Origin of the sequence: Pseudomonas sp. CFBP 13711 (genome assembly GCF_014842265.1) — a bacterium.
In the GTDB taxonomy this organism is placed as follows: Bacteria; Pseudomonadota; Gammaproteobacteria; order Pseudomonadales; family Pseudomonadaceae; genus Aquipseudomonas.
On record NZ_JACYVI010000003.1, the window covers coordinates 334,468 to 358,197 of the forward strand.

Here is a 23,730-nt window from a genome sequence, read left to right on the forward strand (position 1 = left end):
GAACTCATAGGAAGATCCTTCAACAACCAATGCTCAGGCCGGCATGGTGCGGGATCGAAGGATGTGATGCAAATTACGCCACCGCCAGCCCGTGGCGCGCCTCAGACCTTGGCAGGTGCCGGTGTCGAGGTTTTGGTACGGGGCCGAAGTTGCGCGGTGAGCATGGCCGTGTCGGTGACGCCCGTTTCGGCGCGCATGCCGGCCGCCAGAAACGGCACCATCAGGCGCATGACCTGCTCGATGGACGTGTTGACCCCGAAATCGGTCTCCGCAATGGCGCGCAGCGCCTTGATGCCGGACATGCTGAAGGCCGCAGCGCCCAACATGAAGTGGACCCGCCAGAACAGCTCGATGGGAGGAATGCGCGGGGCTGCTTCGTTGACCAACAGCATGTAACGGCGGAACACCTTGCCGTACATGTCTTCGAGATAACGCCGCAAATGGCCCTGGCTCTGGCTGAACGCGAGGCCTAGCAGGCGCATGAAGATGGACAGGTCATTGTTGCTGCGCGGCTGAACCACCAGCGCCTGCTCAACGAGGATTTCAAGAAGCTCTTCAAGGGTCGGCTTGTGTTCAGGCTTGGCCTGGCGGCGCTCCAGCTCGCGGTCGAGACTGACGCAGAACGGCCCGAGGAAGCGGGAGAACACCGCTTGAATAAGGGCCTTCTTGGAACCGAAGTGGTAATTCACCGCTGCCAGATTGACTGACGCCTTGCTGGTGATCAGCCGCAACGAGGTTTCGGCAAAACCTTTCTCGGCAAATAGCTGCTCCGCTGCATCGAGAATTCGTTCAACTGTTTCCGACTGAGCCATGGTTCAACGCCTGACAAACACGTGTTTGAAACATACGTTTCATACACAGCACTGTCAACCCTGAGCGTCCGCTTTCTGTCCATGCGGTCACGGCATTTAACCATACAAACCGGGGCCTGTAGCCACTTATGAAGGGGGCGCACCGCAGGCTGGGCAAAAAGGACCATTGCCAAGACCCAAGCACTGTATATAATCCCAGTCACTGTATAAAAAGCCAGAGCGATGCACATGATCAAACTGACGTCACGCCAAGCCGAGATTCTGGACTTCATCAAGCGCTGCCTCGAAGACAACGGCTACCCGCCGACCCGCGCTGAAATCGCTCAGGAGCTGGGCTTCAAATCGCCCAATGCTGCCGAAGAACACTTGAAAGCACTCGCCCGCAAAGGCGCCATCGAAATGACTCCGGGCGCCTCCCGCGGCATTCGTATCCCCGGCTTCGAAGCCAAGCCCGATGACAGCGGCCTGCCGATCATTGGTCGCGTCGCAGCCGGCGCGCCGATCCTGGCCCAGCAGCACATCGAAGAATCCCTCGCCATCAACCCGGCCTTCTTTCACCCCAGCGCGGATTACCTGCTGCGTGTTCACGGCATGAGCATGAAAGACGTCGGAATTCTCGACGGCGACCTGCTGGCCGTCCATACCACCCGCGAAGCACGCAACGGCCAGATCGTTGTGGCGCGAATCGGTGATGAAGTGACAGTTAAACGCTTCAAACGCGAAGGCAACAAGGTCTGGCTGCTGGCCGAAAACGCCGACTTCGCACCGATCGAAGTGAATCTCAAAGATCAGGATCTTGTCATTGAAGGCTTGAGCGTCGGCGTGATTCGTCGATAAGGAGAACGTAGATGCAGTTCCCACAGACACCGCAACAACATGCACAACTGCCCCTGTTCGAAGCATTCATGGCACCCGGCGTGCCCATGCTCGACGTTCCGCTGTTGCAGGTCCCGACCCTGGCAGAGATTGCCGAGTCGCCCTGGAGCAACGAACCGGAAGCCTTTAGTGAAGTGTCATTGCGCGGCGCTGCCGGGAACTGCCTCAACCTGTTGGCCCCGATCCTGCGTGAGTTGAGTGAGGACACCAACGACCGCTGGCTGACCCTGGTTGCACCACCCGCCAGCGTGACCCAGGCGTGGCTGCGTGACGCGGGTCTGAATCGGGAACGCATTATTCTGATGCACCCGCGCGGGACGCAGAGTGCGCTGGAACTGACCCGTGAGGTGTTGCGCCTGGGCCGCAGTCATACGGTGGTCAGCTGGATCAATCCCATCTCAGGCAGTGCGCGCCAGCAACTGGCCAGCGCAGCACGTATCGGCGATGCGCAGAGCCTCAACATTCGTCTGGGCTAGGCACGTCGGCAGAACTATTCAGGGTATTTGGAGCGTGTAGGTGCTTCTTGCGAATCGAGAAGCGGAACGGCGTGTGGGCGAGCTGCGAATCCTGAGGATCAGTGCAGCACGCGCGGCCCTTCTTCATCCTTGGTCAATTCGCCTTCGGCCAGCCGCCCCGCCATCTGTACACCGACGCTGAGCATCGCCTTGGCGACTTCAACGTGCTGACCCTGCAAGAACGCCTTGGCGTCTTCCGAAAAATTCAGGGTGACCAGCGATCCTTCATCTTCGGCGCGGCGCAGCTCGATGCGACCGTCAGGCAGTTCAACAATTTCCAGAAACGAAGTTGGCATCAGGGCAGTTCTCCACGAAAGGCTCGCATTGTAACAGCCAGATGACTGAGTCCCTAGCCCATCGATCACTCCGACTCAGCACTCGCTCAGGCCTTCTCTGAACCGGATTGCGAGGCCTTTGAGCTGCTGACGCCAGCTTTCCATCTCCTCGCGCGTCAACGCCTGCTCGGGCTCTTCTTCCGCCCCCACTGCGATGATAAGTGGCTGAGTGACGTCACCCTTGGGTTTGCGCGGCGCCCTCGGCGGCATGAACAACGCCTGGTAGGAGGCCAGTAATTGCGCCAGCCACGTTTCGCGGTTGTGGGCGAGCTCGACCAATTCGCCCATTTCCGGGATGGCGATAGCTTCCAGTACCTTCGGCGACAGCAGGTCCTCGGCACGCGGGGTGCTGGCCTGTGGCAGTCGGTAGAATCCGGCAATCTCGTGGCACAGCCCGAGCAACGCGCCATAGAGATGAAAGATCGCCGACTCACGCTCCGCCTGTTCAAGCCCTTGGGCGTTCATCGCACGGCTGTCCCTGGCCTTCGCCATCGCCTCCAGTGCCAGGCCTGCGAAGAACAGCTTCTGGTTGGTGCGGGTATAAAGTTCATGAGCCATAACGGTGGCCTCTGTAGAGATGAGTGAAGCGCCAACCTGCCCGCAGCGAGTCAGCCGCAGACAAAAAAATCCCTCGCAGCGCACGAGGACGCCGAGGGATTCTTTTAACGCAAAGCGTCGGGGCTGACCAGTCGGATCGTGATCAAACGATCAACGCTTGTCCTCGACCTTCCACTTGCCGCCGTCGTAGAACGCACGCCAGCCAGTCGGCTTGCCGTCCACTTCGGTCTGCACGTATTGCTCCTTGGACTTGCGGCTGTAGCGGATCACCGCCGGGCGACCGTCGGGGTCCTTCTTCGGCGCGTCACACAGGAAGTGATACTTAGGATCGATCTCGTCCTTGTGCGGTGCAATCTCCATCACCAGCGGTGCACGGGTCTCGCGGTTTTTCGGGAACTGGCTGGCCGCCAGGAACAACCCCGAAGCACCATCGCGCAGGATGTAGGTGTCGTCGACCTTCTCGCACTTGAGCTCCGGCATCTTCACCGGGTCCATCTTCGGCGGCGCCGCTTCACCGCTTTTCAGCAGCTTGCGGGTGTTCTTGCAGTTGGTGCAGCCGAAGAACTTGCCGAAACGGCCGGTCTTGAGCTGCATTTCGCCGCCGCACTTGTCGCACTCGACGCTCGGGCCTTCATAGCCCTTGATGCGGTAGGTGCCCTCTTCGATCTCGTAACCCGAGCAATCCGGGTTGTTACCGCAGATGTGCAGCTTATGCTTCTCATCCAGCAGGTACGCATCCATCGCGGTGCTGCAGATCGGGCAACGGTGCTTGCCACGCAGCACGCGGGATTCGGACTCGCCCTCATCGTCGTCGGCAATTTCGTCGCCCGGCGTGAGGTTGACGGTGGCCTTGCAGCGCTCTTTCGGCGGCAGGCTGTAGCCCGAGCAGCCGAGGAACACGCCGGTGGACGCCGTACGAATCTGCATCGGGCGACCGCAGACCTTGCACGGGATCTCAGTCATCACCGGCTGGTTGGCGCGCATGCCGCTGTCGGGTGCTTCGGCCACTTCGAGTTTCTTCTTGAAATCGCCATAGAACTCGTCGAGGACGTTCTTCCAGTCGCGTTGGCCCTGGGCCACGTCGTCGAGGTTCTCTTCCATGCCGGCCGTGAAGCCGTAGTCCATGAGGTTCGAGAAGCTTTCGGACAAACGTTCAGTGACGATGTCGCCCATCTTTTCCGAATAGAAACGACGGTTGTGCAGCGCCACATAGCCACGGTCCTGAATCGTCGAAATGATCGCTGCATAAGTCGATGGACGGCCAATGCCGCGTTTTTCCATTTCCTTGACCAGGCTGGCTTCCGAATAACGTGCAGGCGGCTTGGTGAAGTGCTGGCTTGGGTCGAGCTTGATCAGCTTCAGCTTGTCGCCCTGGGCCATGTCCGGCAGTACGTCGTCATCGCCCGGCTTGCTCATCTGTGGCAGCACGCGGGTGTAACCGTCGAACTTGAGGATGCGACCCTTGGCGCGCAGCTCGAAATCACCGGCCGCGACGCTGACGGTGGTCGACAGGTATTGCGCGGGCGGCATCTGGCAGGCCACGAACTGGCGCCAGATCAGCTCGTACAGACGCTCGGCGTCACGCTCCATGCCGGTCAGCTTGCTCGGATGCGTGTTGACGTCGGAGGGACGAATCGCTTCGTGAGCCTCTTGCGCGCCTTCCTTGCTGCTGTAGACGATCGGCGATTCCGGCAGGTACTTCTTGCCGAACTCGGTTTCGATGTAGGTGCGGGCCATGGCCACTGCGTCGGCCGACAGGTTGGTCGAGTCCGTACGCATGTAGGTGATGTAACCGGCTTCGTACAGACGCTGGGCCATCATCATGGTTTTCTTCACGCCGTAGCCCAGGCGATTGCTCGCGGCCTGTTGCAGCGTGGACGTGATGAAAGGTGCCGACGGTTTGCTGCTGGTCGGTTTGTCTTCACGCTTGCTGATGCTGTAGGCCGAGGCCTTGAGCTTCTCCAGCGCCGCCATGGCGGTCGCTTCGTCCAGCGGTTTGAAGGCCTCGCCTTTTTCGCGGGCGACTTCAAAGCGAACGTTGGCGCCCTTGGCAGTGCCGAGGTCCGCATGGATCTCCCAGTACTCTTCCGGGATGAACGCGCGGATTTCACGCTCGCGCTCCACCACCAGCTTCACTGCCACGGACTGCACACGGCCGGCCGACAGACCGCGGGCGATCTTCTGCCACAGCAGCGGCGACACCATGTAGCCGACGACGCGGTCGAGGAACCGGCGTGCCTGCTGGGCATTCACGCGGTCGATGTCGAGCTCGCCCGGTTTGGAGAAGGCTTCCTGAATGGCTTTCTTGGTGATCTCGTTGAAGACCACACGCTTGTAGCGCGCATCGTCGCCACCAATGGCTTCGCGCAGGTGCCAGGCAATGGCTTCCCCTTCGCGGTCCAAGTCCGTCGCGAGATAGATGGTGTCGGCGTCTTTGGCCAGGCGGCGCAATTCGTCGATCACCTTCTCTTTGCCGGGAAGGATTTCGTACTTGGCTTTCCAGCCGTGTTCCGGATCGACACCCATGCGCGCCACGAGCTGGCGCTTGGCCTTTTCCTTGGGCGACAGCGCAGGCGCTTCGGCCACGGCCTTGCCGCGCTTGGCAGCAGGCTCTTTGGAGGCGCTAGCCGAACCGCTGGTGGGCAGGTCTCGGATATGGCCGATACTCGACTTCACCACGTACTGGTTGCCCAAGTACTTGTTGATGGTCTTGGCCTTAGCCGGGGATTCCACAATGACCAGCGATTTGCCCATGGATCGGAAAATTCCTAATGCGAGAAAAAAGACGTCAGAGCCGTCGAGGCCCCGCTATATATAGTGGCTGAAAGGTGAGGTCAAGCAATGGCTGCTGCAACGTCATGCCTCAGGGCCGTGGAAAAAGATCCGGTTCGGCCTGAACCAAAGCAAAGCGCGGCACTTGCTCGCCGTCAACCTCAACTGACTGCAGAAACATGCTCAAAGGGCGTACCCACAGGCCGTATTCGCCGTACAGCGCTTGATAGCACACCACTTCTTCTTCGGTCTCCGAATGCCGCGCGACACCGATAACACGGTATTCGGGCCCTTTGTAGTGACGGTAGAGACCTGGCTGTAGCGGCATGCGGGGGACCTCGGGTGTGACAGGAAAAAAAGTGGCGAAAATACATTTTCGGAAAAAACAAAAGCCGGGGCACCAGGCCCCGGCTTGCACACTCACACCGTTTAGACGCGTTCGAATACGGTGGTAATGCCCTGACCCAGACCGATGCACATGGTGGCAACACCCAGGGTGCCGCCATTCTGCTTCATCACGTTGAGCAAGGTGCCGGAAATCCGCGCCCCCGAGCAACCGAACGGGTGACCCAAGGCGATGGCGCCGCCGTGCAGGTTAACCTTCTCGTCCATCTTGTCGAGCACTTTCAAATCTTTCAGCACCGGCAGGGCCTGTGCAGCGAAAGCTTCGTTGAGCTCGAAGTAGTCGATATCGGCGATGCTCAGCCCTGCACGCTTAAGCGCTTTCTGGGTCGCCGGAACCGGTCCGTAACCCATGATTGCGGGGTCGACACCGGCCACGGCCATGGAGCGGATCACCGCCAGGGGCTGGATGCCGAGGTCCATGGCGCGCTGGCCGGACATGACGATCATGCACGAAGCACCGTCAGTGATCTGCGACGAGGTGCCGGCCGTGACCGTACCGCCTTTCGGGTTGAACGCAGGCTTGAGGACAGCCAGGCTTTCCAGCGTCGTCTCCGGACGAATGGTCTCGTCGAAGTCGAACATCTTCAGGAAACCGTTCTCGTCGTAGCCCTGCATCGGGATGATTTCGTCCTTGAACTTCCCTTCCAGCGTGGCCTTCTGAGCGAGCCTGTGGGAGCGCACACCGAACGCATCCTGCGCCTCGCGGGTGATGCCGTGCATCTTGCCCAGCATTTCGGCGGTCAGGCCCATCATGCCGGAGGCTTTGGCGGCGTACAGCGACATGTGCGGGTTCGGGTCGACACCGTGCATCATGCCAACGTGGCCCATGTGCTCGACACCGCCGATGACGAAGACGTCACCGTTGTTGCTCATGATCGCCTGAGCCGCCGTGTGCAACGCGCTCATGGACGAACCACACAGGCGGCTGACCGTCTGCGCGGCGGAGGTGTGCGGAATCTGGGTCATCAGCGACGCCATGCGCGCGATGTTCCAGCCCTGCTCCAGGGTCTGGTTGACGCAGCCCCAGATCACGTCCTCGACTTCGGCCGGGTCAACCTTGTGGTTGCGTTCCAGCAATTTGCTGATCAGGTGCGCCGACATGTCTTCGGCGCGGGTATTGCGGTGCATGCCACCCTTGGAGCGGCCCATCGGTGTGCGACCGAAGTCGACAATCACGACGTCTCTCGGATTCAAGCTCATATCTTCACCTGTTCGTTGGGCACTTAGCCGAAGAAGCGTTGGCCGGTCTTGGCCATTTCACGCAGCTTCGCAGTGGGGTGGTACAGAGCGCCCAGATCAGCGTATTGGTCAGCCAGGGCCACGAATTCAGCGACACCGATCGAGTCGATGTAGCGCAGCGCGCCACCGCGGAACGGAGGGAAGCCGATGCCGTAGATAAGGCCCATGTCGGCCTCGGCAGCCGTGTCGACAATGCCGTCTTCCAGGCAACGCACGGTTTCGAGGCACAGCGGGATCATCATCCAGTTGATGATGTCTTCGTCGCTGACTTCACGCTGCTCGTAGATCACCGGCTTGAGCACTTCCAGCACGGAAGCGTCGACCACTTTCTTCGGTTTGCCCTGCTTGTCGGTCTCGTAGACGTAGAAGCCCTTGCCGTTCTTCTGGCCGAGGCGATTGGCGTCGTACAAGGCGTCAACGGCCGTGCGGCGATCGTCCTTCATGCGGTCCGGGAAGCCTTCGGCCATGACGTCGCGACCGTGGTGCCCGGTGTCGATGCCGACCACGTCCATCAGGTACGCCGGGCCCATTGGCCAGCCGAATTTTTCCATGACCTTGTCGATGCGCACGAAATCCACACCGGCGCTGACCAGCTTGGCGAAGCCGCCGAAGTACGGGAACAGGATGCGGTTGACCAGGAAGCCCGGGCAGTCGTTGACCACGATCGGGTTCTTGCCCATCTTCTTGGCGTAAGCCACGGTGGTCGCCACGGCGACTTCGCTGGACTTCTCGCCACGGATGACTTCAACCAGGGGCATCATGTGCACCGGGTTGAAGAAGTGCATGCCGACGAAGTTTTCCGGGCGCTTGAGGGCCTTGGCGAGCAAGCTGATGGAGATCGTCGAGGTGTTGGAAGCGAGAATGGTGTTTTCACCCACCTGCCCTTCCACTTCGGCCAGTACGGCTTGTTTGACCTTCGGGTTCTCGACCACGGCTTCGACGACGAGGTCGACGGTGCCGAAATCGCCGTAGGACAACGTAGGACGAATCGCGTTGAGCGCTTCGGCCATCTTCGCGGTGGTCAGGCGGCCTTTTTCGACGCGCTTGCCCAGCAGCTTCGATGCTTCGCCCAGGCCCAGCGCGATGGCTTCTTCACGGATGTCCTTCATCAGGATCGGCGTGCCTTTGACAGCCGACTGATAGGCGATGCCGCCCCCCATGATGCCGGCGCCCAATACAGCGGCCTGCTTCACGTCCTTGGCGACTTCGTCGTAGACCTTGGCTTTCTTTTTCAGCTCCTGATCGTTCAGGAACAGACCGATGAGGCTCGCAGCGGCCGAGGTCTTGGCCATCTTCACGAAACCGGCCGCTTCCACTTCCAGCGCTTTGTCGCGACCGAAATTGGCGGCTTTCTGGATGGTCTTGATCGCTTCGACCGGCGCCGGGTAGTTCGGGCCGGCCTGGCCTGCCACGAAACCCTTGGCGGTTTCGAAGGCCATCATCTGCTCGATGGCGTTGAGCTTGAGTTTGTCCAGCTTCGGCTGACGCTTGGCCTTGAAGTCGAACTCGCCGGAGATGGCGCGCTTGATCAGGTCCAGTGCAGCTTCCTGCAGTTTGCCGGGAGCCACGACAGCATCGACGGCGCCCACTTTCAGTGCGTCTTCAGCGCTGTTGTCTTTGCCGGACGCGATCCACTCGACCGCGTTGTCTACACCGATCAGGCGTGGCAGACGGACTGTGCCGCCGAAGCCCGGATAGATACCGAGTTTGACTTCAGGCAGGCCGACCTTGGCGGTAGCGGACATGACGCGGAAGTCAGCGGCCAGGCACATTTCCAGACCGCCGCCCAGGGCGATGCCGTTGATGGCAGCAAGGGTCGGTACGTTGAGGTCTTCGAAAGCGCTGAAGATTTTGTTGGCTTCGAGGTTGCCGGCGACGAGTTCAGCGTCCGGCAGCTTGAAGTTATCGACGAATTCGGTGATGTCGGCGCCGACGATGAAGACGTCCTTGCCGCTGGTGACGATGACGCCCTTGATCGAGCTGTCGGCCTTGATGGCTTCGATGGCCTGACTCAGGTCGTTGAGGGTGAGGCGGTTGAACTTGTTGACGGACTCACCCTTGAGGTCGAACCGCAGTTCGACGATGCCACTTTCAAGAGCCTTAACCGTGATGGCTTTACCTTCGTAAATCATCAACTGATCTCCACGATATGGAAGCTGAACAATACGCATCAGACGCTGAGATCCGGCGCTATGCTCGACGTTGCCGTCGAGGCGAAACACCAAACGCCAGTCACCCCGTCGACGCGATTCGAGCGTCTGTGAGAGCATTCCTACGGCAAACGCTCAATTCATACGCCCGTTTGATTTGGGTGCGGCTACCTTCTGCCATATTCCAGCAATTGTCAATTCAGCAGACAGCGGGCAAAACCGGCAAATCGCAGGTAAAACGTGCGCCTGATAGAAGGCTATTCAGGCGCATGATCGCGGGGGCATGAAACTGAAGAAGATGGGGCGTGGCGGCGGGCAGTGGCTCGGAACGCAGCATGAAATAAACGGTGAGGCAGCAGACAAACGCACCATTAAGGTCTACATTCAGCGCACTGCGCATCAAGACGGGTCATTTGAGGGTCGTCAGCAAGTGATGTGAGACCCGGCGAGCGGCATTGCACCGCACTGCACAAGAATTACGGCCTGCCTGGCCAACCCCGGCCCGATGTTGTTATCGGGCTTTTTAATGCCCGCGATTCGGGCATCGGGACGGCTTACGCCAAGGCCTTCAGCACCGCTGCAATGTGCTGCAATACTTCGGGCTCGCCGCGCTCGGCCCAATACAGGGCAATTAGCTGCTTGCCCGCCTCCACTTTGTAGACGTCCGCCGGCAGCGTCTTGAACGGCTCGAGCAGGCGCGGATCTTCACACGGCTCGCGCCACTGGTTGACCCACACGCCCGGCTCCATCTGCCAGTACACCCAGACATCGGGCGCCCGCGCGGCACGTGGCCGGTGATACTGCGGGCACGGGCTCGGCGGCTCGGTCGGCAACCAATGCGGCCACTCCTGGGGAATCAGCTGCATGGCCAACCCCATGCGCCGCGCCTGCATGCGCATGGCCATTCTGCCGCTCTGCGAGCGCGAGGGGCGCAGCCAGACCAGCGGACTTAAAACCACCGCAATGATTGACAGGATGATCCACACCGTCATATTTGTACGCCCCCCGCGGCGGCTAGCTGCTGGCGAACCACATCGGCGTGCCAGAGGCGCGTGAAAAGAGCCATAATCAAAACCATCGCAAACCTCAGAAGGAACACCCCATGTCCTATGAACATATCCTGGTAGCCGTGGACCTCACTGAAGAGTGCGATCCGGTTATCAAAAAAGCCATGGCGCTGGCGTTGGCCGGCCACTCCAAGCTTTCGCTGGTGCACATCGTCGAACCTATGGCCATGGCGTTCGGTGGCGATGTCCCGATGGACCTGTCGCAGCTGCAGCAACAGCAGTTCGATCAGGCCAAGGAAAAGCTGGAAGCGCTGAAACGCAAATACCCCGACGTAAAGACCGGCGACAGCCATTTGACCTACGGCCAGCCGCGTCAGGAAATCCACAACCTGGCGAAGGAACACCACGTTGATCTGATCGTTGTCGGCAGCCACGGCCGTCATGGCCTGTCCCTGCTGCTCGGTTCTACTGCCAACGACGTGCTGCACGGTGCGCCGTGTGACGTGCTGGCAGTGCGCCTGATCAAGCGCCCGGAGAAATAAGCGCGCCAATGCAAAAGCCCGGTCCTTGAAAAAGGGCCGGGCTTTTTTATTGCTACAGCTTAGCGATCACTCGTCCAGCTCGGCCCAACGCTCAAGGAGTCCGTCCAGTTCGCCTTGCAGGCTTTCCAGCTGCGCCATCACGGCTGTGGTTTGCTCCGCAGGACGCTGATAGAAACCGGCCTCGGCCATCTCGGCACTGAGCGCAGCCATTTGCGCTTCTACAGCGTCAATTTGCGCAGGCAGGGCTTCCAGCTCGCGTTGCAGTTTATAGCTGAGCTTCTTTTTGGCGACCGGCATTTCGGCCGCCGCGACCGGTGCTGCCTGAACCACGGCAGTGGCCAGCTCGGACTTGCCGGACTTGCTGTCGGTGACGCCCAGCAGACGCGGCGAGCCGCCCTGGCGAATCCAGTCCTGATAGCCACCGACGAATTCGCGGACCTTGCCCTCGCCTTCGAACACCAGGGTGCTGGTGACGACGTTATCGAGGAATGCCCGGTCGTGGCTGACCATCAGCACGGTGCCCTTGAAGGTCAACAGCACTTCTTCAAGCAGCTCGAGGGTCTCGACGTCCAGATCGTTGGTCGGTTCGTCGAGGACCAGCAGGTTGGCCGGTTTGCTGAACAGTTTGGCGAGCAGCAGACGCGCGCGCTCACCGCCGGACAACGCCTTGACCGGCGTCCGCGCCCGCTGCGGGCTGAACAGGAAATCGCCCAGGTAGCTGAGGACATGGCGGCTCTGGCCGTCGATGTCGATGAAGTCGCGGCCTTCGGCCACGTTGTCGATCACGGTTTTTTCCAGATCGAGCTGGTGACGCAACTGGTCGAAGTAGGCGACATCCAGACGGGTGCCGACTTCCACTTTGCCGCTGGTGGGCTGGAGGTTGTCGAGCATCAGCTTGAGCAGCGTCGTCTTGCCGGTACCGTTGGCGCCGAGCAGACCGATGCGGTCTTCGCGCTGCAGGACCATAGAGAAGTCCTTGATCAGCATCGGGCCGCCCGGGTGAGCGAAGCTGACGTTGTCGAGCACCATCACCTGCTTGCCGGATTTGTCTGCCGTGTCGAGCTGGATGTTGGCCTTGCCGGTGCGTTCGCGACGGTCGCTGCGTTCAACGCGCAATGCCTTCAGGGCGCGTACGCGGCCTTCGTTACGGGTACGACGGGCCTTGATGCCCTGACGAATCCATACTTCTTCCTGGGCCAGACGCTTGTCGAACAGCGCGTTGGCGGTTTCTTCCGCCGCGAGCATGGCTTCCTTGTGCACCAGGAAGCTGGCGTAGTCGCCGTCCCAGTCGATCAGGCCGCCACGGTCGAGTTCAAGAATGCGCGTGGCAAGGTTTTGCAGGAAGGACCGGTCGTGGGTGATGAACAACACCGCGCCCTGGAATTCCCTCAGTGCTTCTTCAAGCCAGGCGATGGCGCCGATGTCGAGGTGGTTGGTCGGTTCGTCGAGCATGAGCAGATCAGGCTCGGAGACCAGCGCCTGGGCCAGCAACACGCGACGACGCCAGCCGCCGGACAGTTCGGCGAGGGTCTTGTCGGCCGGCAGTTGCAGACGGCTGAGGGTGCTGTCCACCAACTGCTGCAGGCGCCAGCCGTCACGGGCTTCGAGGTCCGACTGCACGTGCATCAGCTTGTCGAGGTCTTCGGCGGTGACGATGTTCTGGCTGAGGTGGTGATACTGGGCGAGCAACTCGCCGACGCCATCGAGGCCTTCGGCAACCACGTCAAATACGGTACGGCCGTCAGCGACCGGCAACTCCTGGGGCAGCTCGCCGATCTTGAGGCCCGGCGCGCGCCAGACATTGCCGTCGTCGGGCATCTGAATGCCCTTGACGAGCTTCAACATGCTGGACTTGCCGGTGCCGTTGCGGCCAATGATGCAGACCCGCTCACCACGGGCGATCTGCCAGGACACCTTGTCCAACAACGGCATGGCGCCGAACGCAAGGGACACATCGCTGAATTTGAGCAGGGTCATGAGCTTCTCCAAAAACCGGGCGCGCATTCTACCTGAGATAACCCGGCAGATGGGCGGCTAATCGATGACAGGACGTCGTCCGGACCCGGTGGTCGGCCGATTGCAGGCCGGGGTTTGTTTCCATCTATCACGACGGACGAGGCAGCGCTTCAACCCGCGCGGGCAACAGGCTAAGCTAGCCGCACTTTTCACGATGCATCTGCACGGAAGTCTCATGCGCAGTCGTTTCTTCAGCCTTTTGTCCTGCCTGCTTCTGTCGGCCACCGCTGCCCAGTCCGTCCAAGCGGTCGATCTCACCACCCAACGCCAATATTACGATGAAGCCAAACGGGCTTTGGCCAAGGGCGACGGCGGCCCTTATCGTACGTACGCCGCTGCGTTGGCGGATTACCCCCTCGAACCCTACCTGGCCTACGACGAACTCACCGCCCGCCTGAACAGCGCGAGCAACGAGGAAATCGAGAAGTTCTTCGCCGAGCATGGCGACCTGCCGCAAGCCAACTACATGAAGCTGCGCTGGCTGCGGCTGCTGGCTTCGCGCGGTGACTGGCAGCCCTTCGTCAAGTATTACGACCCCAAGCTGAATTTCGTCGAGCTCGACTGTTTGTATGGCTCGTATCAGCTCAGCCACAACCAGCGCTCGGAAGGCTATGCCAACGCCGAGAAGACCTGGATGACCGGCAAGACGCTGCCGGCAGCCTGCGATACGTTCTTCACCCAGTGGGCGGTCGAGGGGCAGTTGACCGAGCAGAAACGCTGGCAGCGCGCCAAGCTCGCCGCGCAGGTGCGCAACTACGCGCTGGCCAATCAACTGGTCAACAGCATGACCACCCTCGCGCCCCAGGGCCGTTTGCTGATCGCCGTCGCGCAGAAGCCGGAAATGGTCAACAACCAGGGCCAGTTCATGCCAGCCGACGAGGCGATGTCCGATGTGGTCGGGCTGGGGCTGCGTCGCCTGGCCAAGCAGGACCCGCAGCGGGCCATGGAGCTGCTCGACAGCTACGCGCCGGTGCTGCATTTCTCCCACGAGGAACAGGTGCAGATCGCCAAGGAAATCGGCCTGACCCTGGCTCGCAGTTATGACGGCCGCGCCCTTGAGGTCATGACCAAGTACGACCCGGACCTGCGCGACAACACCGTCACCGAATGGCGCCTGCGCCTGTTGCTGCGGCTCGGTCGCTGGAGCGATGCGTACGAGCTGACCCGTCGCCTGCCCCAAGACCTCGCGACCACGAACCGCTGGCGTTACTGGCAGGCCCGCTCTCTCGAGCTTGCTCAGCCCAACAGCCCGTTGCTTCCGGGGCTGTACAAGGCGGTCGCGAAGGAGCGTGATTTCTACGGCTTCCTTGCCGCCGACCGCACCCAGACGCCGTACATGCTCAACAACAAGCCGCTGGTGATGAGCCAGGCGCTCATGACCAAGGTGCGCAACACACCGGGCGTGCGCCGCGCGCTGGAGTTCTATGATCGCGGGCAGATCGTCGACGGCCGTCGCGAGTGGTACCACGTCACCCGGCGTTTCAGCCGGGACGAAATGGTCGCCCAGGCCAAACTGGCGTACGACATGCACTGGTATTTCCCGGCCATTCGCACCATCAGTCAGGCGCAGTACTGGGACGATCTAGATATTCGCTTCCCGATGGCCCACCGCGACACCCTGGTGCGTGAAGCGCAGGTTCGCGGGCTGCATTCAAGCTGGGTGTTTGCGATCACCCGTCAGGAAAGCGCGTTCATGGATGACGCCCGCTCTGGCGTCGGTGCCGCAGGCCTGATGCAACTGATGCCTGCGACCGCCAAAGAGACCGCGCGCAAATTCAGCATTCCCCTGGCCTCGCCGGCCCAGGTGCTCGATCCGGACAAGAACATCCAGCTCGGCGCCGCTTATTTGAGTCAGGTCCATGCGCAGTTCAACGGCAACCGGGTACTGGCTTCGGCGGCGTACAACGCAGGTCCGGGACGTGTACGTCAGTGGTTGAGGGGCGCCAATCACCTGGCCTTCGACGTCTGGGTCGAGAGCATTCCGTTCGACGAGACCCGCCAGTATGTGCAGAACGTGCTGTCGTATGCGGTGATCTACGGCCAGAAGCTCAATTCCCCGCAGCCGCTGGTGGACTGGCATGAACGGTTCTTTGATGATTTGTGAGGCTCTGCGGTCGTAGGACCGGCTTTAGCCGGGAAGACCTCGGCTGCACGGCGGAGATTCGCGGTGTGACGCCTGGCCTCTTCCCGGCTAAAGCCGGTCCTACAGTGCGAATCGAGTGCATTTTGTAGGACCGGCTTTAGCCGGGAAAGCGTAAGGGCAAGCGCTCAATCACTCGAGCACCTCAACCTCCATCCCGACCTCGACCAGCCCTGGGCCATCACTCACCAGGTTCTGGCCAAACCAGATCTCCCCTTCTCGCTCGCGATAGGTCTTCAGTGTGGTCATCGGTTCGCGATCCGCGCTGCGCTCACCGGTAGCAGGGTCGATCGTCGTCAGGATGCACCGCGAGCACGGCTTTAGCACCCGCAGTTCAACGCCGCCGATTCGAATCCGCTTCCAGCCATCCTCGGCGAACGGTTCCGCGCCGGACACCACCAGATTCGGACGAAAGCGCAACATTTCCAGCGGGCGACCCACCTTCTGCGACAAATCGTCCAGTGAAGACTGCCCGATCAGCAACAGCGGAAAACCGTCAGCGAACCCGACCCTGTCTTCCACCGTCCCGTAGCCTGAAGGCAGCCAGCGAGCGCGCTCTTTCGGCACGTGCACCAGCCGCGTCGGCTTGCCCACCAAGGCGCTGACCCAACGCGCCGCGTCCTCGCCCGCGTCCGGCACCCGAAAAGTGTCGCGCCAGATCGTGATACCGCGCAGATTGGCTTCTTCATCGACCGGCACCGGCACATCCAGACTGCCCAGGCCCGGCGCCGACAGCGTCACCCCATCGCCCTTCCACAGCACCGAGAGCTGCGACATCTGCGGCAGCGCGCGCTGGCTGTAAAAGCGCCCACTGGCTTCGTCCACCAGCATCCAGCGACGATCGCCACTCATGCCCAACTCATCGAAACGGGCCTGCTGCAACGTCTCGGCCATGCAGGATTTGAGGGGGTACCGATACAGTGCGCTGAGGTGAAACATGTACGCGTCCTTTTGCCAGAGCGGAAAGCCACCACTCTATACGAGACGCCGGAAAACCAAGCGGTACAGATGCAAAAAAGCCCCTCCATACAGCAAGGGGCTTGAAACAGGAACGGATCAGTTGTCGAGCATGAGCCGCTCGCGGACCACGTCGACCAGCTTGTCCGGCTGGAATTTGGAGAGGAAGTTATCGCAGCCAACCTTCTTGACCATGGACTCGTTGAAGCTCCCGGACAGCGAGGTGTGCAGCACGACATAGAGGCCGCGCAAGCGTGGGTCGTTACGGATTTCCGTGGTCAGGCGGTAGCCGTCCATTTCCGGCATTTCGGCGTCGGTGAAGACCATCAACAGCTTGTCGGTCATGACTTCGCCGGTGTCTGCCCAGCCCTTGAGCATGTTCAGGGCTTTCAACCCGTCGCGGGCAACGTGCATCTTCACGCCGAGCTGACCCAGGGTGTCACGCAACTGCGAGAGCGCCACATTGGAATCGTCCACCAACAGCACTTCGCGGCCAATGGCCCGGGCGAGGACCGGATCTTCCAGCTTGTCGCGGGAGACCTTGGCACTGTACGGCACGATCTCGGCGAGGACTTTCTCCACGTCGATGATCTCCACCAACTGGTCATCGACCTTGCTGATGGCGGTCAGGTAATGCTGACGCCCGGCGCTGGTCGGTGGCGGCAGAATCGCCTCCCAGTTCATGTTGACGATACGGTCGACGCCGCCCACCAGGAATGCCTGAACCGAGCGGTTGTATTCGGTGACGATGATTGTGCTCGAAGGCCCCGGCACCAGCGGACGCATGCCAATGGCCTGGGACAGGTCAATGACCGGCAGGGTCTGCCCGCGCAGGTTGACCACGCCGCACACGAACGGATGACGCTGGGGCATCAGTGTCAGCTTGGGCAGTTGCAGGACTTCCTGCACCTTGAATACGTTGATCGCGAACAACTGTCGGCCGGCCAGGCGGAACATAAGGATTTCCAGGCGGTTCTCACCTACCAGCTGTGTACGTTGGTCTACTGTGTCGAGAATGCCAGCCATCTGTTGCTCCTGGAGCAGGGTTCAAGTAAGTCCGCCTACCCTGTATCGGCAGCCCCATGACAGACCTTAATCGGGATAGAAACGCGCGTCGCGCCTTTGATATCACAATAACATCACTGCAACCCCATCGACAGACCCGAGCGCTGGCAGACCGGCGAACGGCGCGGCTTTCAGATGCGCGGCCCGATGACCACTCAGTGCAACCTGCCACCGCGAGTAGGGGTAACCCCTAAGGGCAATCGGGGCGAACCTGATATTCGGCTTTTCCAATAGCCATTACTGTGACGCCCTTCTCGTAAATGAATGGAGTCAGGCATGCGGTTGCGCTCGCGGAAGTTTCCCCACTACTCGCCGGAACCCTTGCGAAGGACCCTTCTCTTGAGGCCTGTGTGCAGATGATCGTTTCACGCGTTCATGCTGATCACGCCACCCTGCCCGACCATTCGCAACAATCAGAAACGCCCTACAGACTTTCCAGTGCCTTCAACATTAACTTTGGGCCACTCGCCCCACGCGACCTGACGTCGCCATTTGTGAAGAGTGGAGATTGCACATGCTGAACGGCAATGAATGGCAGCAGTTGCACGCAGAGTTTCTCAGCGATACCCAGACACTCATGTGCCGCGCCGATGAATGCCTCAGCCATCTGGAATTGATCAGCGATGATGGTGACGCGATGGAATGTCTGCTCACCACATTGCACCACCTTGCCGGCAAGGCAGACACCCATCGCGTGGAAACGGTCTGCGGTTTCGCACGGCAGTTGCGTTATCTCCTTTACTTCGCCAGCGCGGCCGGCCATTTGCAGCCAGAGGCATTGCCCACGCTCAAACGCTGCTTTGAGCTGATGGCCTGGCAGCTTGAACTCATCGACCCCCACACCGGATCGCTGGCGCTGGACGACAGTGAGCAGCGCGGTTTGCTGAACGCATTCGCCTGCCAGTGCGGGGTGGGCAAGCCGGACAATAACGTCGCCGCCAATCCGGGCTGGTCGGTCAATCCCGGGCAGCGCGACGTGCTCGCCGCCAGGCACGCCGATCACAGTGAAACGCGATGAATGGCTGCTGATTTCCTGAACACGCACTCGCCTTACGGACTTGAAAGCTGACTGAACGGACAACCGGCTCTGTTGTTGGTGTGAGTCGGGTTTCAACCTCAGCCCTTAATAACGCCGACAATTAAGGTACTATCGGCGCGCTCGAAAGAGCGCTTCAACCAGCACTTTTTCTGTCCATTCGACGAGTCGTTCGAACACGCTGTACCCATACAGAGGAAGTACAGCATTGTGTTTTTAGCAATGCCCTTTCAAATGGCCTGGCAGATCCGTCAGGTGTAGACATCCATTATCGATGGCTTCATCCGCTATGCATGGCAGCAGCAAATTCCCTGGCTTTCTGCGAATGAACCCCGGCAGCACCGTTCGCTGGGCAGGCCTGCTGTGCCTGGCGACGACGGGCTGCAATGTGATCGCGTACCTGGCGAGCGGCACCCTGCCGCTGGAGCTGGCCATCGTCAACGGGCTGGCATTTGCAGGCCTCTGTTACAGCATGACCCGCCCAAACCGGACCATTCAGTTCCAGCCCAAGGAACTCGCCGATCACATGCTGCAGGTTCAGGAAACCGAACGTCATCGCCTGAGCCGCGAGCTGCACGACGACATCGGCCAGATGCTCACGGCAGCAAAGATGCAGAGCGACTGGCTGCAGCGCCGCGCCCCGCAGGAGCTGCACGCGCAGTGCACGATGCTCATCAACACCCTTGATGAAACCCTGGCGAAGGTTCGCGACCTGTCCGCCATTCTCAACCCCCGACAGCTCACCAGCCTGGGACTGGAAGCCAGCCTGCGCGCGCATTTGCTGCGCACGCTGTCAGCCACTTCCGTGCAGTGGAGCCTGGAATGCCAGCAGCGCCTGGACGGTATTCCCGAAGAGATCGCGGTGGCGGCATTCCGTATTACCCAGGAAGCCGTGACCAATATGCTGCGCCACGCCCAGGCGCAAAACCTGCGCGTGCAACTGCAGCGCCGACCGGAAGGGTTGTGGCTGAACATTCGTGATGATGGTCAGGGATTCGCTCCTGCGCTGAGCCCCGCCGGTCAGGGGCAGCGCGGTATGGCGGGCATGGCCGAGCGCGCGAGCCTGTTGGGCGGTGAATTGAACGTCGCCAGCGAGCCCGGGCAAGGCACTTGTATTCAGGCGTTATTTCCGTGGGCGCCGCGTGTCCGCGGACGCGCTGAAGGCAGCAAGCCGTGAGTGTCTGCAACGTACTGCTGGTGGATGATCACGCGCTGATCCGCGCCGGTGTCCGCGCGCTGGTGTCGGACATCCCGGGTTACGCTGTTATCGGCGAGGCCAGCAATGGCCATCAATTGCTGGAAATGAGCCTGCAGCTGGAACCCGACATCATTCTGCTCGACATCTCCATGGGCGACAGCGACGGGCTGGACGCCTTGCAACGCCTGCGTCAGACGCTGCCGGACAGCAAGGTGCTGATTCTGTCGATGCACACCGAGCCGTGCCTGATCATGCGTGCGCTGGCGTGCGGCGCCCACGGTTACCTCCTCAAAGATGCAACCGCCAGCGAGATCGAACACGCGCTGAACGCCCTGCGTGACGGAGAACGCTACCTGAGCCCGGCCATCGCTCACACGGTGATCAGCCAGGCATTGGTCAACAGCCAGATGACGCCCGTCGAACCTGCGGAAGGTCATAACCTCACCGCCCGCCAGCTGGAAATCCTGCGGCTGGTGGTAAGGGGCACCTCAACCCGCGAGATCGCCGGCGGCCTCGGCCTGAGCGTCAAGACAGTGGAAACCCATCGCGCGCAGATCATGAAACGGCTGCACATCTACGACGTGCCCGGACTGGTGCTGTTCTGTGTGAGGGAGCGAATCATCAGCCTGGATGACTGATGGCGTCAGATGAGCGTGCGGTCGCGGCTCATCTGGCGGTTGTTGATGCTCAGGCGAGTTGCCGCGTCTGCCCCAGCAACGGCGAATGCGACGGCAGGTGCACACGCAACGCGCCTGCTCGTGCCTCGAAACGGGTTGCTTCGCCGCTCAGCGGTTCGCCGTCGAGATTGATGTTCAGCCCCTGCGCCGACTTGAGCTCGACCCACGGCAGCCGCGCGCGGACGAACATGTTGTCGAGGCCCAGACCGCCTTCGAGCAGGCTCTTCAGCGTGCTTACCACCTCCTGGGGCGCTGGCAGAATGCTGATGTCCAGCAGGCCGTCATCGGCGAGGGCTTCCGGGCACAACGGATGGCCGCCGCCCGCCTGACGACCGTTGCCGATCCCCAGCGCCAGCATCTCGCCCTTCCAGTGAAAGTCCGGGCCGGTAAATTCGCCATAAGCCGCTTTCAACTCGCTGAAACGCGTAAGGCCGGTGAACAGATACGCCGCACCACCGAGGATCTTTTTCAGGTCTTCGGAGGTGTTGGCGGTGACCTGGCTGCCAAAGCCGCCGGTGGCCATGTTGAGGAACATCTGACCGCCCACCGCACCCATATCAACCGCACGCGCCGGGACATCCAGCAGGTCGAGGGCCTGGTCGGGTTCCAGCGGCACACCCGCCGAACGGGCGAAATCATTGGCCGTGCCCAGAGGCATGATCACCAGACTGGCGTCGACTTCAGACAGCGCCAGCGCCTCCGCCACGTCGCGCAATGTGCCATCGCCGCCACCGGCGATGATCTGCCGATGACCGGCCTCCAGACCCTCACGTACCAGGCGCTGGGCATCGCCCGCTTCCCAGGTCACGCGCACGTCCAGTTCCCAGCCGTGTTTGCGCTTGCGCGCCACCGCCTCGCGGACATCCTCATTGAGCGCCTGCTTGCCGTGAAGAATCAGTAATGCCCTGCGCGCTGCCATGTCCCTTCCTTTTGCGTGTTCGAGTTGATGCGTGATGTGTTGACCGCGCGTGCTGCAAAAAAAGCCCGGTGGATGAAAAATCTTTTAACCCGGCGTCCTCGACAAGACACGCTTTGGCATTCACCCGGACACGGCTGAAGTTGGATGTCAGCCCGCTCAGTGATGGCAAAAAGCCTTGAATGGCAGGGACTTACGCGCGCCGGCCTTGCCACCGCTCTGGGTTCACCTACGGGCAACGCCGAGTTGCCGGGGTTTACGCCCCGTAAATAGGGGACGAGAGGCGTTAATTCCGCGTTACAGCCCCTTGAAATGCGCGGGCGGAAAGCGCCTAATCGACAAATAATTGGCTAATTCGCCCGAATACTACGATAAAGTCATTAAATTGACTTTTCTCGGAATGATCGGGAGTGCAGCCCCAGTCATTGATTCATGGATCGAAGAGGCGAGAAACCCCATGCAACTGATTCCCTGCATTATCGCTGGCGGCGCCGGCACCCGGCTGTGGCCTGTTTCACGGGAGGCGATGCCCAAACCCTTCATGCGCCTGCCGGACGGCGAAAGCCTGCTGCAGAAGACCTTCAATCGCGCCAGCCAGCTGGACGGCGTCGAAAGCGTCCTCACCGTCACTAATCGGGAAGTGTATTTCCGCACCGTCGATGACTACCGGCTGCTGAACACGCACCAGTTGGCGCTCGAGTTTCTGCTCGAGCCGTTCGGCCGCAACACCGCGCCGGCCATCGCCGCCGCGGCGCTGCACGTTCAGGAGCGCTATGGCGACGACGCGCAGCTGTTGATTCTGCCGGCGGACCAGTTGATCACTGACGTTGCCGCGTTCGAGGCCGCCGTGCAGAGCGCACGCAAACTGGCCGACGAGGGCTGGCTGGTGACGTTCGGTCTGATCCCCTCCCGCGCCGAAACCGGTTTTGGCTACATCGAGAAAGGCCAGGCCCTCAGCAGCGAGGCCTATCAGGTCGCGCGCTTCGTCGAGAAACCCGATGCCGTGACCGCCCAGGACTATCTCGCGGGCGGTCTGCATTTGTGGAACGCCGGGATGTTCTGCATGCGCGTCGATGTGCTGCTGGCCGAGCTGGAAGTTCACGCGCCCGACGTGCTGACCGCCGTGCGCCATTGCCTGGCGCAGTGCAACAGCAAGGAAGGCCGCAACGAGTTGCAGATCGAGCTGGACAGCACGACCTTCGCCCTGGCGCCGGACATTTCCATCGATTACGCATTGATGGAGCATTCGCAGAAGGTGGCGGTGGTGCCGTGCGAGATGGGCTGGAGCGACATCGGTTCGTGGCAGGCCATTCGCGAGCTGAGTCCGGCCGATGAACATGGCAATCGATGCAACGGCGAGGTGGTGCTGCACGACGTGACCAACTGCTACATCGACTCGAAGAAGCGGCTGGTGGGTGCGGTGGGTCTGGACAACCTGATCATCATCGACACGCCGGATGCGTTGCTGATTGCCGACGCCGATCGCAGTCAGGAGGTCAAGGTTATCGCGCAGGCGCTCAAGCGTCAGGGGCATCCGGCGTACTTGCTGCACAACACCGTGACCCGGCCGTGGGGGACTTACACGGTGCTGGAGGAAGGCAAGCGTTTCAAGATCAAGCGCATTGTGGTCAAGCCGCAGGCGTCGTTGTCGTTGCAGATGCATCATCACCGCAGCGAGCACTGGATTGTGGTCAGCGGCATGGCGCGGGTTACCAATGGGGAGAAGGAGTTCATGCTCGACACCAATGAGTCTACCTTCATCAAACCCGGGCACACTCATCGGTTGGTCAATCCGGGGGTGATTGATCTGGTGATGATCGAGGTGCAGAGCGGGGAGTATCTGGGGGAAGACGATATCGTTCGGTTTACCGATGTGTATGGGCGGGTGCCTGAAGCAGCCAAGATTTAGGCGTTTCGCAGGTCCACCGCTAGACCCGCGGGGTTGCGTACGAAGGTCAAAATCAAGAGCGTCTGCCTGGGGGCAGACCGTTTCGGCTTCGCCGAGTTACTTGGAAAAGCACCCCAAGTAACCAAGGGTGCTTGCTCTCGGTTTGGCCCGACTTCGTCGGGTTCCCTCACTCCGACGACGCTCCGTGGGCCCGCGCCGAACGGACATCCATGTCCTAGCGGCGCTCTCGCGGCATCCATGCCGCTCGGCCCACTGCGCGTCGTCTGCGTTCGGCCTGCACCAAAGTCGCGTTCTGCGGTGTTTGAGCTTTTTGCGTATGAAGAGCAAGAGCAGATCAGAAGCAGATCAAGAGCTTCCCGGCTAAAGCCGGTCCTACGAGTACCCGCCGTTTGATCGTTCCCACGCTCCGCGTGGGAATGCATCCCGTGACGCTCCGCGTCATTTCCCCAGGCCCGAATGGGCGTCGTCTAAGGGACGCGGAGCGTCCGGAGGGGCGTTACCACGCGGAGCGTGGGAACGATCAGAAACAGCGGCGGCGACCTCGACCGTAGGACCGGCTTCAGCCGGGAAGCCTTTGATCTTGATCTTCATACACAAGAAGCTCA

The 23,730-nt window shown here is 60.9% G+C and carries 21 protein-coding genes; 9 read left to right on the forward strand and 12 right to left on the reverse strand.

Annotation, left to right across the window (positions count from 1 at the left end; translation table 11 throughout):
* Positions 1–101: 101 nt before the first annotated feature.
* Positions 102–812 carry a transcriptional regulator PsrA gene (psrA, locus tag IFT47_RS08590; protein WP_192172371.1) on the reverse strand — a complete coding sequence of 237 codons (711 nt, stop codon included), beginning with the start codon at positions 810–812 and terminating at the stop codon, positions 102–104.
* Positions 813–1,040: 228 nt separating this feature from the next.
* Between psrA and lexA the strand changes: the two genes are divergently transcribed.
* On the forward strand, positions 1,041–1,649 hold the full coding sequence (lexA, locus tag IFT47_RS08595; RefSeq protein ID WP_065988571.1) for a transcriptional repressor LexA: 609 nt from the start codon (positions 1,041–1,043) through the stop codon (positions 1,647–1,649).
* A gap of 11 nt (positions 1,650–1,660) precedes the next feature.
* Positions 1,661–2,164, forward strand: coding sequence for an SOS-induced cell division inhibitor SulA (sulA, locus tag IFT47_RS08600; RefSeq protein ID WP_192172370.1), 504 nt, complete (start codon positions 1,661–1,663; stop codon positions 2,162–2,164).
* Positions 2,165–2,262: 98 nt separating this feature from the next.
* On the opposite strand, the gene IFT47_RS08605 is transcribed toward sulA, so the two are convergent.
* The 6 genes from IFT47_RS08605 to fadB form a co-directional block, all read right to left on the reverse strand.
* A complete protein-coding gene (locus IFT47_RS08605) occupies positions 2,263–2,499 on the reverse strand; it encodes a hypothetical protein (RefSeq protein WP_037011193.1) in 237 nt (78 codons plus the stop codon).
* A gap of 75 nt (positions 2,500–2,574) precedes the next feature.
* On the reverse strand, positions 2,575–3,096 hold the full coding sequence (locus tag IFT47_RS08610) for a DUF6586 family protein (RefSeq protein WP_192172369.1): 522 nt from the start codon (positions 3,094–3,096) through the stop codon (positions 2,575–2,577).
* Between the two features lie 150 nt (positions 3,097–3,246).
* A complete protein-coding gene (gene topA, locus IFT47_RS08615) occupies positions 3,247–5,850 on the reverse strand; it encodes a type I DNA topoisomerase (protein WP_192172368.1) in 2,604 nt (867 codons plus the stop codon).
* Between the two features lie 109 nt (positions 5,851–5,959).
* Positions 5,960–6,196 carry a DUF1653 domain-containing protein gene (locus tag IFT47_RS08620; RefSeq protein WP_065988576.1) on the reverse strand — a complete coding sequence of 79 codons (237 nt, stop codon included), beginning with the start codon at positions 6,194–6,196 and terminating at the stop codon, positions 5,960–5,962.
* A gap of 101 nt (positions 6,197–6,297) precedes the next feature.
* The gene (fadA, locus tag IFT47_RS08625; protein WP_192172367.1) at positions 6,298–7,473 is read right to left on the reverse strand and encodes an acetyl-CoA C-acyltransferase FadA; all 1,176 of its coding nucleotides are present in this window, start codon (positions 7,471–7,473) and stop codon (positions 6,298–6,300) included.
* A gap of 23 nt (positions 7,474–7,496) precedes the next feature.
* Entirely contained in the window at positions 7,497–9,644 is a 2,148-nt protein-coding gene (gene fadB / locus IFT47_RS08630) for a fatty acid oxidation complex subunit alpha FadB (RefSeq protein WP_192172366.1), read from the reverse strand.
* Between the two features lie 301 nt (positions 9,645–9,945).
* On the opposite strand from fadB, the gene IFT47_RS08635 reads away from it, so the two are divergent.
* A complete protein-coding gene (locus IFT47_RS08635; protein WP_192172365.1) occupies positions 9,946–10,101 on the forward strand; it encodes a hypothetical protein in 156 nt (51 codons plus the stop codon).
* A 115-nt stretch (positions 10,102–10,216) separates the two neighbouring features.
* Here the strand turns inward: IFT47_RS08635 and IFT47_RS08640 are convergent, their stop codons facing one another.
* Entirely contained in the window at positions 10,217–10,654 is a 438-nt protein-coding gene (locus IFT47_RS08640) for a hypothetical protein (protein WP_192172364.1), read from the reverse strand.
* A 110-nt stretch (positions 10,655–10,764) separates the two neighbouring features.
* Between IFT47_RS08640 and IFT47_RS08645 the strand changes: the two genes are divergently transcribed.
* Positions 10,765–11,211, forward strand: coding sequence for a universal stress protein (locus IFT47_RS08645; protein ID WP_192172363.1), 447 nt, complete (start codon positions 10,765–10,767; stop codon positions 11,209–11,211).
* Between the two features lie 66 nt (positions 11,212–11,277).
* Here the strand turns inward: IFT47_RS08645 and IFT47_RS08650 are convergent, their stop codons facing one another.
* Entirely contained in the window at positions 11,278–13,188 is a 1,911-nt protein-coding gene (locus IFT47_RS08650; protein ID WP_192172362.1) for an ATP-binding cassette domain-containing protein, read from the reverse strand.
* 214 nt (positions 13,189–13,402) lie between these two features.
* Here IFT47_RS08650 and IFT47_RS08655 point away from each other — a divergent pair, with 214 nt between their 5' ends.
* The gene (locus tag IFT47_RS08655; protein ID WP_192172361.1) at positions 13,403–15,331 is read left to right on the forward strand and encodes a transglycosylase SLT domain-containing protein; all 1,929 of its coding nucleotides are present in this window, start codon (positions 13,403–13,405) and stop codon (positions 15,329–15,331) included.
* 168 nt (positions 15,332–15,499) lie between these two features.
* On the opposite strand, the gene IFT47_RS08660 is transcribed toward IFT47_RS08655, so the two are convergent.
* Positions 15,500–16,306 (reverse strand): MOSC domain-containing protein, encoded by an 807-nt coding sequence (locus tag IFT47_RS08660; RefSeq protein WP_192172360.1) that lies wholly within the window; start codon positions 16,304–16,306, stop codon positions 15,500–15,502.
* Between the two features lie 117 nt (positions 16,307–16,423).
* Positions 16,424–17,350 carry a chemotaxis protein CheV gene (locus IFT47_RS08665; protein WP_192172359.1) on the reverse strand — a complete coding sequence of 309 codons (927 nt, stop codon included), beginning with the start codon at positions 17,348–17,350 and terminating at the stop codon, positions 16,424–16,426.
* 553 nt (positions 17,351–17,903) lie between these two features.
* On the opposite strand from IFT47_RS08665, the gene IFT47_RS08670 reads away from it, so the two are divergent.
* From IFT47_RS08670 to IFT47_RS08680, 3 genes are all read left to right on the forward strand, one after another.
* Positions 17,904–18,407 (forward strand): hypothetical protein, encoded by a 504-nt coding sequence (locus tag IFT47_RS08670; RefSeq protein ID WP_192172358.1) that lies wholly within the window; start codon positions 17,904–17,906, stop codon positions 18,405–18,407.
* A 343-nt stretch (positions 18,408–18,750) separates the two neighbouring features.
* Positions 18,751–19,602: a sensor histidine kinase gene (locus tag IFT47_RS08675; RefSeq protein WP_244655910.1), complete on the forward strand. Its 852-nt coding sequence runs from the start codon at positions 18,751–18,753 to the stop codon at positions 19,600–19,602.
* Positions 19,599–20,261 carry a response regulator transcription factor gene (locus IFT47_RS08680; protein WP_342345368.1) on the forward strand — a complete coding sequence of 221 codons (663 nt, stop codon included), beginning with the start codon at positions 19,599–19,601 and terminating at the stop codon, positions 20,259–20,261. The genes IFT47_RS08675 and IFT47_RS08680 overlap by 4 nt, the downstream gene beginning before the upstream one ends.
* A 49-nt stretch (positions 20,262–20,310) precedes the next feature.
* Here IFT47_RS08680 and yegS read toward each other — a convergent pair whose 3' ends face one another.
* Positions 20,311–21,219: a lipid kinase YegS gene (gene yegS / locus IFT47_RS08685; protein ID WP_192172356.1), complete on the reverse strand. Its 909-nt coding sequence runs from the start codon at positions 21,217–21,219 to the stop codon at positions 20,311–20,313.
* A 454-nt stretch (positions 21,220–21,673) separates the two neighbouring features.
* On the opposite strand from yegS, the gene IFT47_RS08690 reads away from it, so the two are divergent.
* A complete protein-coding gene (locus tag IFT47_RS08690; RefSeq protein ID WP_192172355.1) occupies positions 21,674–23,125 on the forward strand; it encodes a mannose-1-phosphate guanylyltransferase/mannose-6-phosphate isomerase in 1,452 nt (483 codons plus the stop codon).
* Positions 23,126–23,730 lie beyond the last annotated feature (605 nt).

Excerpts from the sequence above, each read along its gene's own strand:
- psrA (WP_192172371.1), bottom strand. The coding sequence starts at position 812 with ATGGCTCAGTCGGAAACAGTTGAACGAATTCTCGATGCAGCGGAGCAG.
- lexA (WP_065988571.1), top strand. The coding sequence starts at position 1,041 with ATGATCAAACTGACGTCACGCCAAGCCGAGATTCTGGACTTCATCAAG.
- sulA (WP_192172370.1), top strand. The coding sequence starts at position 1,661 with ATGCAGTTCCCACAGACACCGCAACAACATGCACAACTGCCCCTGTTC.
- IFT47_RS08605 (WP_037011193.1), bottom strand. The coding sequence starts at position 2,499 with ATGCCAACTTCGTTTCTGGAAATTGTTGAACTGCCTGACGGTCGCATC.
- IFT47_RS08610 (WP_192172369.1), bottom strand. The coding sequence starts at position 3,096 with ATGGCTCATGAACTTTATACCCGCACCAACCAGAAGCTGTTCTTCGCA.
- topA (WP_192172368.1), bottom strand. The coding sequence starts at position 5,850 with ATGGGCAAATCGCTGGTCATTGTGGAATCCCCGGCTAAGGCCAAGACC.
- IFT47_RS08620 (WP_065988576.1), bottom strand. The coding sequence starts at position 6,196 with ATGCCGCTACAGCCAGGTCTCTACCGTCACTACAAAGGGCCCGAATAC.
- fadA (WP_192172367.1), bottom strand. The coding sequence starts at position 7,473 with ATGAGCTTGAATCCGAGAGACGTCGTGATTGTCGACTTCGGTCGCACA.
- fadB (WP_192172366.1), bottom strand. The coding sequence starts at position 9,644 with ATGATTTACGAAGGTAAAGCCATCACGGTTAAGGCTCTTGAAAGTGGC.
- IFT47_RS08635 (WP_192172365.1), top strand. The coding sequence starts at position 9,946 with ATGAAACTGAAGAAGATGGGGCGTGGCGGCGGGCAGTGGCTCGGAACG.
- IFT47_RS08640 (WP_192172364.1), bottom strand. The coding sequence starts at position 10,654 with ATGACGGTGTGGATCATCCTGTCAATCATTGCGGTGGTTTTAAGTCCG.
- IFT47_RS08645 (WP_192172363.1), top strand. The coding sequence starts at position 10,765 with ATGTCCTATGAACATATCCTGGTAGCCGTGGACCTCACTGAAGAGTGC.
- IFT47_RS08650 (WP_192172362.1), bottom strand. The coding sequence starts at position 13,188 with ATGACCCTGCTCAAATTCAGCGATGTGTCCCTTGCGTTCGGCGCCATG.
- IFT47_RS08655 (WP_192172361.1), top strand. The coding sequence starts at position 13,403 with ATGCGCAGTCGTTTCTTCAGCCTTTTGTCCTGCCTGCTTCTGTCGGCC.
- IFT47_RS08660 (WP_192172360.1), bottom strand. The coding sequence starts at position 16,306 with ATGTTTCACCTCAGCGCACTGTATCGGTACCCCCTCAAATCCTGCATG.
- IFT47_RS08665 (WP_192172359.1), bottom strand. The coding sequence starts at position 17,350 with ATGGCTGGCATTCTCGACACAGTAGACCAACGTACACAGCTGGTAGGT.
- IFT47_RS08670 (WP_192172358.1), top strand. The coding sequence starts at position 17,904 with ATGCTGAACGGCAATGAATGGCAGCAGTTGCACGCAGAGTTTCTCAGC.
- IFT47_RS08675 (WP_244655910.1), top strand. The coding sequence starts at position 18,751 with ATGAACCCCGGCAGCACCGTTCGCTGGGCAGGCCTGCTGTGCCTGGCG.
- yegS (WP_192172356.1), bottom strand. The coding sequence starts at position 21,219 with ATGGCAGCGCGCAGGGCATTACTGATTCTTCACGGCAAGCAGGCGCTC.
- IFT47_RS08690 (WP_192172355.1), top strand. The coding sequence starts at position 21,674 with ATGCAACTGATTCCCTGCATTATCGCTGGCGGCGCCGGCACCCGGCTG.